The 8,832-nt window shown below is 57.8% G+C and carries 8 protein-coding genes; 2 read left to right on the top strand and 6 right to left on the bottom strand.

The window, feature by feature from the left end:
- Positions 1–25: 25 nt before the first annotated feature.
- The 5 genes from AACY52_RS24160 to AACY52_RS24180 form a co-directional block, all read right to left on the bottom strand.
- Entirely contained in the window at positions 26–1,519 is a 1,494-nt protein-coding gene (locus tag AACY52_RS24160) for an acetyl-CoA hydrolase/transferase family protein (protein WP_339456362.1), read from the bottom strand.
- A 179-nt stretch (positions 1,520–1,698) separates the two neighbouring features.
- Positions 1,699–3,135, bottom strand: a complete 1,437-nt coding sequence (locus tag AACY52_RS24165; RefSeq protein WP_339419135.1) for an NAD(P)(+) transhydrogenase (Re/Si-specific) subunit beta — start codon at positions 3,133–3,135, stop codon at positions 1,699–1,701.
- Positions 3,132–3,455 (bottom strand): NAD(P) transhydrogenase subunit alpha, encoded by a 324-nt coding sequence (locus AACY52_RS24170; protein ID WP_003170836.1) that lies wholly within the window; start codon positions 3,453–3,455, stop codon positions 3,132–3,134. Before AACY52_RS24170 ends, AACY52_RS24165 begins: the two co-directional genes overlap by 4 nt.
- Positions 3,456–3,470: 15 nt before the next feature.
- On the bottom strand, positions 3,471–4,592 hold the full coding sequence (locus AACY52_RS24175; protein ID WP_339419133.1) for a Re/Si-specific NAD(P)(+) transhydrogenase subunit alpha: 1,122 nt from the start codon (positions 4,590–4,592) through the stop codon (positions 3,471–3,473).
- Positions 4,593–5,044: 452 nt separating this feature from the next.
- On the bottom strand, positions 5,045–5,944 hold the full coding sequence (locus AACY52_RS24180) for a LysR family transcriptional regulator (protein ID WP_339419131.1): 900 nt from the start codon (positions 5,942–5,944) through the stop codon (positions 5,045–5,047).
- 157 nt (positions 5,945–6,101) lie between these two features.
- Between AACY52_RS24180 and AACY52_RS24185 the strand changes: the two genes are divergently transcribed.
- Both AACY52_RS24185 and AACY52_RS24190 read left to right on the top strand, forming a co-directional pair.
- Positions 6,102–7,283 (top strand): acyl-CoA dehydrogenase, encoded by a 1,182-nt coding sequence (locus AACY52_RS24185; protein ID WP_339419130.1) that lies wholly within the window; start codon positions 6,102–6,104, stop codon positions 7,281–7,283.
- 12 nt (positions 7,284–7,295) lie between these two features.
- A complete protein-coding gene (locus AACY52_RS24190; protein ID WP_339419129.1) occupies positions 7,296–8,516 on the top strand; it encodes a CaiB/BaiF CoA-transferase family protein in 1,221 nt (406 codons plus the stop codon).
- Positions 8,517–8,579: 63 nt separating this feature from the next.
- On the opposite strand, the gene AACY52_RS24195 is transcribed toward AACY52_RS24190, so the two are convergent.
- Positions 8,580–8,832: hypothetical protein (locus AACY52_RS24195; protein ID WP_339560853.1), on the bottom strand; the 253-nt coding region annotated here is incomplete at its 5' end.

Consider the following 8,832-nt stretch of genomic DNA (forward strand, 5'->3'; position numbering starts at 1 on the left):
TTGCATCAGCTCGAATCTGTATCAATCACGCGTTGAGCATGTGCCCCGTTTCTTCCAGGTTAATGTGCCAGCTCAGTGCTTCGCGCAGGATGTGCGGGGTATGCCCACCGAGGGCGCAAGCAGCATTGAAGTAAGTGTTCAGCGCATCGCGGTAGGCCGGGTGCACACAGTTGTCGATGATCACCCGTGCCCGCTCCCTCGGCGCCAGGCCGCGCAGGTCGGCCAATCCGACTTCTGTTACCAGGATGTCGACATCATGCTCGGTGTGGTCCACATGGCTGACCATTGGCACCACACTGGAAATCGCACCGCCTTTGGCAATCGACTTGGTGACGAAGATCGCCAAGTGCGCGTTGCGCGCGAAATCGCCGGAGCCGCCAATGCCGTTCATCATCCGGGTGCCGCAGATATGAGTGGAGTTGACGTTGCCGTAGATGTCGAACTCCAGCGCGGTATTGATGCCGATGATGCCCAGGCGACGCACCACTTCAGGGTGGTTGGAGATCTCCTGCGGGCGCAATACCAGCTTGTCCTTATAGTGTTCGAGGTTGCCGAACACATCGGCATTGCGCCGTTCTGACAAGGTGATCGAGCTGCCCGAAGCGAAGCTCAGCTTGCCTGCGTCGATGAGGTCGAAGGTCGAGTCCTGCAACACTTCCGAATACATGGTCAGGTCTTCGAATGGCGAATCGATCAGCCCACACATCACTGCGTTGGCAATGTTGCCGATCCCGGCCTGCAGCGGGCCGAGCTTGTTGTTCATGCGGCCAGCGTCGACTTCCTGCTTGAGGAAGTTGATCAGGTGATTGGCGATGCCCTGGGTGTCGCTGTCAGGCGGCGTCACGGTAGAGGCCGAGTCGGCCTGGTTGGTGATAACGATGGCGACGATCTTTTCCGGTGGAATCGGGATCGCGGTGCTGCCAATGCGATCGTCAACTTTGACCAGTGGGATTGGCGTACGTGTTGGCCGATAAGTGGGGATATAGATGTCGTGCAACCCTTCCAGATTCGGGTTGTGCGCCATGTTGATCTCGATGATCACCTGCTTGGCAAAAATGGCGAAGCTGGCCGAGTTCCCCACGGAGGTGGTGGGCACGATGTGCCCTTGCTCGGTGATGGCGACGGCTTCGATCACGGCGATGTCCGGCAGCTTGAGCTGGTTGTTGCGCAGTTGCTCGACGGTTTCCGACAAGTGCTGATCGATAAACATCACTTCGCCGGCGTTGATCGCCTTGCGCAAGGTGCTGTCGACTTGGAATGGCATGCGTCGTGACAGTACGCCGGCTTCGGTCAGTTGTTTATCCAGGTCATTGCCCAGGCTCGCGCCGGTCATCAGGGTGATCTTCAGTGGGGAAGTCTTGGCGCGTTCGGCCAGGGCGTGCGGGACGGCCTTGGCTTCACCGGCACGGGTGAAGCCGCTCATGCCGACGGTCATGCCGTCCTCGATCAGTGCGGCGGCATCTGCCGCGCTCATGACCTTGTTCAACAACGAAGGCAAGCGGATACGATCACGGTACATGGATTGTTATCTCGGGCTACGGAGGCAAGGTGCGCAGTTTAGTGATTTCAAAAAAATTCGGCCCGCTACCATGGTCGAATGCCGGGCAGCGATTTAGAGCCTTTGGTCGGGTTTCATGCAGTCATAAAAAACCCCAGCCTACAGCAGGCCGGGGTTTCGAGTGTTGCGCTGAAGCAGTGTTACTCGACGGCTTTGACCATGTCTTCGATGACCTTCTTGGCGTCGCCGAAGACCATCATGGTCTTGTCCAGGTAGAACAGCTCGTTATCCAGGCCGGCATAACCGCTGGCCATTGAGCGCTTATTGACGATGATGGTCTTGGCCTTGAAGGCTTCGAGAATGGGCATGCCGGCAATCGGCGAGTTCGGGTCATTCTTGGCGGCCGGGTTGACCACGTCGTTTGCGCCCAGCACCAGCACCACGTCGGCCTGGCCGAACTCGGAGTTGATGTCTTCCATCTCAAACACTTGGTCGTAAGGCACTTCTGCTTCGGCCAGCAGTACGTTCATGTGGCCTGGCATGCGCCCCGCCACCGGGTGGATCGCGTACTTCACGGTGACGCCTCGGTGAGTCAGCTTCTCCGTCAGTTCCTTGAGCGCGTGTTGCGCCCGAGCCACTGCAAGGCCATAGCCTGGCACGATGATCACGGTGTCGGCGTTGGTCAGCAGGAAGGTCGCGTCGTCGGCCGAGCCGGACTTCACCGGGCGTGCTTCTTTAGAGCCCGCCGCCGCGCCGGCATCCGGCGCATTGCCGAAACCGCCGAGCAGTACATTAAAGAAGGAGCGGTTCATCGCCTTGCACATGATGTACGACAGGATCGCGCCGCTCGAGCCCACCAGGGATCCGGCGATGATCAGCATCGAGTTATTCAGCGAGAAGCCAATACCCGCCGCCGCCCAGCCGGAGTAACTGTTGAGCATCGACACCACCACCGGCATGTCGGCGCCGCCGATTGGGATGATGATCAGCACGCCAAGCACGAAGGCCAGGGCCAGCATCAGCGAGAACGCGGTGAGGTTGCCGGTGAACATGAACGCCATGCCCAGGCCCAGCGTTGCGAGGCCGAGCACCAGGTTAAGCTTGTGCTGACCGCCGAACTGTACGGGGGCGCCCTGGAACAGGCGGAACTTGTACTTACCCGACAGCTTGCCAAATGCGATCACCGAGCCGGAAAAGGTGATGGCACCGATGGCGGCACCGAGAAACAGCTCCAGGCGGTTACCGGCAGGAATCGCGTCACCCAGGTGTTTGACGATACCCAAGGATTGCGGCTCAACCACCGCAGCAATCGCGATGAACACCGCTGCCAGGCCGATCATGCTGTGCATGAACGCGACCAGCTCCGGCATCTTGGTCATCTCAACGCGCTTGGCCATGATCGAGCCGGCAGTGCCGCCGATCAACAAGCCGACAATCACGTAGCCGATGCCGGCAGTAGCAAGTTCAGCGCCGAGCTTATAGATGAGGCCTACCGTGGTGAGTACCGCCAGCGCCATGCCGAGCATGCCGAACAGGTTGCCGCGTCGGGATGTGGTTGGATGGGATAGGCCTTTTAAAGCTTGGATAAAGCAGATCGACGCGATCAAGTAGAGCGTCGTGACGAGATTCATGCTCATGACGATGGCGCCTCTTCTTTTACTTTCGGGGCTTTCTTCTTGAACATCTCAAGCATCCTGCGGGTCACCAGGAAGCCGCCAAACACGTTTACCGCCGCAAGGGCCACCGCCAGGGTGCCCATGGTCTTGCCCAGCGGTGTCACGGTTAGCGCAGCGGCCAGCATGGCGCCGACGATCACGATTGCGGAAATGGCGTTGGTCACCGCCATCAAAGGCGTGTGCAGCGCGGGGGTAACGTTCCAGACCACGTGGTAACCGACATAAATCGCCAGCACAAAGATGATCAGGTTGTAGATACCGGGGGAGATAAGCTCTTCCATCGTCTGAATCCCTGCTTAGGCGTTTTTGCGGATGACTTGGCCGTCGCGGCACATCAGGCACGCGGCGACGATGTCGTCTTCGAGGTTGAGTTCAAACTGCCCTTCCTTGTTGAAGACCAGCTTCAGGAAGTCCAGCAGGTTGCGTGCATATAAAGCAGATGCATCGGCGGCTACGGCACCGGCCAGATTAGTCGGGCCGCAAATGATCACGCCGTTCTCGACCACCACTTGATCGGCGATAGTCAGCGGGCAGTTGCCGCCCTGGGCGGCGGCGAGGTCGATGACCACAGAGCCAGGCTTCATTTGCGCGACGGTCTCGGCGCTCAGCAGCGTCGGTGCCTTGCGGCCAGGAATCAACGCAGTGGTGATGACGATGTCGGCCTGCTTGGCGCGCTCGTGCACGGCCAGGGCCTGACGCTGCATCCAGCTGGTCGGCATTGGACGGGCGTAACCACCGACACCGATGGCGCATTCGCGCTCTTCATCGGTTTCGTAGGGCACATCGACGAACTTCGCGCCGAGGGACTCAATCTGCTCCTTCACGGCCGGGCGTACGTCAGACGCTTCGATCACCGCACCCAGGCGTTTCGCCGTGGCGATGGCCTGCAAGCCTGCCACGCCAGCACCGAGTATCAGCACGCGCGCCGCTTTCACGGTGCCTGCGGCGGTCATCAGCATCGGCATGAAGCGCGGATAGTGATGCGCGGCGAGCAGCACAGCTTTATAGCCGGCGATGTTGGCCTGGGAAGACAGCACGTCTAGGCTCTGGGCCCGCGAGGTGCGCGGCGCGGCTTCGAGTGCGAAGGCGGTGATGCCGCGTTCGGCAAGTTTGGCGATAGTTTCGTTGCTGAACGGATTTAGCATGCCCACCAACACGGTGCCGCTTTTGATCAGCGCAAGTTCGCTGTCGCTGGGGGCAACCACCTTGAGAATAAGCGCCGCGCCAAACGCATCGCTGGCGCCGCCAATGGTTGCGCCTGCCGTTTCATAGGCACTGTCGGGGACGCTGGCGTTAATGCCTGCTCCGCTTTGTACAGTGACCTTATGGCCCTGGCCGATCAGCTTCTTGATGGTTTCCGGGGTGGCAGCCACCCGCGTTTCACCGGTCTGGGTTTCGAGAGGAACACCAATGTGCACGTCAAATCTCCTGCATGATCTTTTTGCTTTTGATCTTTTTGTAAAAAGGCCAGTGCACCGCGAGTGGCGCAGCTGGGGCGGCCGATCAGCACGATCCCGCTGAAATGAAAGCGGGGCGCGGCATTTTGCAGGCGAACTTTACGGCCTTCAAGGGATTATGACGCGTGACGAAAAATTAACTACAAGTCACCCTGTGACTGATTGTCGCAACAAGCCGAAATAAATGCTTCTAATACATGGGGTTAAAGCGTTTCAGGTGTTTTTGCGGTGTTTTGCAATGGTTCGTGTGAATAGTCGGTTATTGGCTTGTGATAGTCGCTACAAGCCATGTAGATCATGGCTTTTAGCCTGATTTTTGATTGACAGATACAGTCTGTTGAAATGCGACATATATGTACATCTGTAGGCTTAAAAATTAATTGACTACAGAGTCAGCAATTCAGTTTTAGCCTTTAGATATTGGGGCTGTAGCGCTGCGATTGGTCGATCAACCAGTCTCTGAATGCGTGCAGTGAGGCAGATTCAACTTTTCTCTCAGGAATCATCAGGTAGTAAGCCTTTGAGCAGGTCAGTGTCTGGGGGTTTGCAATCACCAGTTGGCCCTCCTCCAGCTCGCGCTGGATGAGGAACGGCGGGATCAGCGCGATTCCCATGTCGTGCATGGCTGCCTGGGACAACATCGAGAATAGCTCGTAACGGGGGCCTGTCATGTCGCGGGGGATGTTCAGTTGTTGGGCGCTGAACCACTGGCGCCACGCGTAGGGTCGAGTGGTCTGCTGCAGGAGCGGCAGCTCTGCAATCTCCTGAGCGTTGAGCTGCGTGCGGCTAGCCAAAAGTCGTGGGCTGCACACGGGGACAGGGTTCTCACCCATCAATCGATGGGATTCAGTGCCGGACCAGTCGGCATCGCCGAAGTAGATGGCGGCGTCGAATTCGGTATCGGCAAACAGAAAGGGGCGCGTGCGGTTGGTCAGGTTGACGGTGGCTTCAGGGTGCTGGCGTTGAAAGTCCTTTAGGCGAGGTATTAACCATTGAGTGCCAAACGTCGGGACCACGGCCAGCTCAATGACGTTGGCGCCCTGCTGTCCCATTACCGAAAGCGTATCGCGCTCCACTGCGTCCAACTGTGTGGCAACGCGACGGCTGTAGGAAAGCCCTGCTTCCGTCAGCTTGACCCCGCGCCGTGAGCGCCGAAACAGCTCGACACTCAAAAACTCCTCAAGGCTGGCAATCTGTCGACAGATGGCGCCTTGAGTGATCGAAAGCTCGTGTGCGGCCTTGGTGAAGCTTTCGTGGCGGGCTGCTGCTTCAAAACTGACCAGGGCGGTGGTGCTGGGAATTTTCCTGCGCATATACCGTGTCCTCACTCATAAAGCGCTGATGGGCCTTTCTTGGTCGTTACGAAGTGACAAATTAGCACAACCCTATGCGGAAACCTCGTTTGCCCTGTGCGCCTGGGGGGCCTAGGCTCATTACACGACTTCCGATTTTCTCCGCGAGGACTTATTCATGGCTAGTAAGGCAAGCTTCAACTGGATCGATCCGCTGCTGCTGGATCAACAGCTCACCGAAGAAGAGCGCATGGTGCGCGACAGTGCTGAGCAATTCGCCCAGGACAAGCTGGCACCGCGTGTGCTCGAAGCCTTTCGCCATGAAAAGACCGACCCGGCAATTTTTCGCGAGATGGGTGAGACCGGGCTGCTCGGTGCGATGATTCCCGAGCAGTACGGTGGCAGCGGTTTGAACTATGTCTGCTATGGGTTGATTGCGCGTGAGGTGGAGCGTGTCGACTCGGGCTACCGTTCGATGATGAGTGTGCAGTCGTCACTGGTGATGGTGCCTATCAACGAGTTTGGCACTGAGGCGCAGAAACAGAAGTACCTGCCGAAGTTGGCCTCTGGCGAATGGATCGGCTGTTTTGGCCTGACAGAGCCCGACCATGGTTCCGACCCGGGCGCGATGATTACCCGTGCTCGTAAGGTAGACGGCGGCTACAGCCTGACCGGCGCGAAGATGTGGATCACCAATAGCCCGATCGCGGATGTATTTGTGGTCTGGGGCAAGGACGATGCCGGTGATATTCGTGGTTTTGTCCTGGAGAAAGGCTGGAAAGGTCTGAGCGCCCCGGCGATTCACGGCAAGGTCGGGTTGCGCGCCTCCATTACGGGTGAAATCGTCATGGAGAACGTATTCGTGCCCGAAGAGAACATTTTTCCGGATGTGCGTGGTTTGAAAGGGCCTTTCACCTGCCTTAACTCTGCCCGCTATGGCATCTCTTGGGGGGCTTTGGGCGCCGCAGAGTTCTGCTGGCACACCGCTCGCCAATACACTCTGGATCGTCAGCAATTCGGTCGTCCATTGGCGGCGACTCAATTGATCCAGAAGAAACTGGCCGATATGCAGACCGAGATCACTCTGGCCCTGCAAGGCTGCCTGCGCTTGGGTCGTATGAAGGATGAAGGCACTGCAGCGGTGGAGATTACTTCGATCATGAAGCGCAACTCGTGTGGCAAGTCGCTGGATATCGCGCGTATGGCGCGGGATATGTTGGGTGGCAACGGTATTTCCGATGAGTTCGGGGTGGCGCGCCATTTGGTCAACCTCGAGGTGGTGAACACCTATGAAGGCACTCATGACGTGCATGCACTGATCTTAGGGCGTGCGCAAACCGGTCTTCAGGCTTTCTATTAACGGGAGTACGGCATGGGCGCGCTTTCGCATCTGCGGGTACTGGATTTATCGCGAGTACTGGCGGGTCCCTGGTCCGGGCAAATCCTGGCGGACCTTGGGGCAGAGGTAATTAAGGTCGAGCGGCCGGGCAATGGCGACGACACGCGTGCGTGGGGGCCGCCCTTCCTTAAAGATGCCTATGGCGAGAACACCAGTGAGGCGGCGTATTACCTGTCGGCCAATCGCAATAAGCAGTCCGTGACTATCGATTTCACGCGGCCGGAGGGGCAGGCACTGGTGCGCGACTTGGCGGCCAAGTCGGACATCCTCATCGAGAACTTCAAGGTGGGTGGTCTTGCGGCGTATGGGCTGGATTATGAGTCGCTCAAGGAGATCAATCCGGAGTTGATCTACTGCTCAATTACCGGCTTTGGTCAGACGGGGCCTTATGCGGCGCGTGCTGGCTATGACTTCATGATTCAGGGGCTGGGCGGGCTTATGAGTCTGACGGGCAGGCCCGAGGGTGATGACGGTGCTGGGCCGGTGAAGGTTGGCGTGGCCCTGACTGACATTCTTACGGGGCTTTACTCGACCGTAGCGATACTGGCGGCGCTGGCTCATCGGGACCATGACGGTGGCGGGCAGCATATTGATATGGCGTTACTGGATGTGCAGGTGGCTTGCCTGGCTAACCAGGCGATGAATTACCTGACAACAGGGGAGGCGCCTAAGCGCTTGGGCAATGCTCACCCGAATATTGTGCCTTATCAGGATTTTCCCACGGCCGATGGTGACTTCATCCTGACGGTGGGTAATGACGGACAGTTTCGTAAGTTTGCTGAGGTGGCTGGGCAGCCTCAGTGGGCGGATGATCCGCGTTTCTCTACTAATAAGGTGCGAGTGGCCAATCGTGCAGAGCTGATTCCGTTGATTCGCCAAGCTACGGTGTTTAAGACGACGGCTGAGTGGGTGTCACAGTTGGGGCGGGTCGGTGTGCCTTGCGGGCCTATCAATGACCTGGCTCAAGTGTTTGCCGATCCACAGGTCAAAGCGCGCGGGTTGGCGATGGCGTTGCCCCATGCGCTGGCGGGGATGGTGCCTCAGGTTGCCAGTCCGATACGGTTGTCCAAGACCCCTGTGGAGTACCGGAGTGCGCCTCCTCTATTAGGGGAGCATACGGCGAAAGTGCTGCAGGATGTGCTGGGATTGGGTGTGGCCAGCGTGGCTGCCCTGAGGGGGCGGGGTGTTATCTGAGTCTTCCCCTCTATATAGAGGGCGTTATCGTGGCCTTTCTGGTGGTTTTTTGATCAATCCTAACTAATTGATATAAAAAGCAAAATTAAGGGTTGACGGCAGATTCTGGAAGTCTATAATTCGCCCCACTTCCGGCGCAGTCGAAACGGAAAACTCTTTGGTAAACAAAGAGTTATGCGAAATTCGACAGCGAGTTGCTTCAGTTGATCGAAGCCCAGAAGGAGTTGGTAGGGCGGTGTTGTTTGGCTCTATTAACGTTTCGATCCTCTCGGTCGAAAGCGGAGAAAAAGAGGTGTTGACAGCAGCGTGTAACGCT

The organism is Pseudomonas sp. EA_65y_Pfl1_P113 (genome assembly GCF_963970525.1).
GTDB classification, from domain to species: domain Bacteria; phylum Pseudomonadota; class Gammaproteobacteria; order Pseudomonadales; family Pseudomonadaceae; genus Aquipseudomonas; species Aquipseudomonas tritici.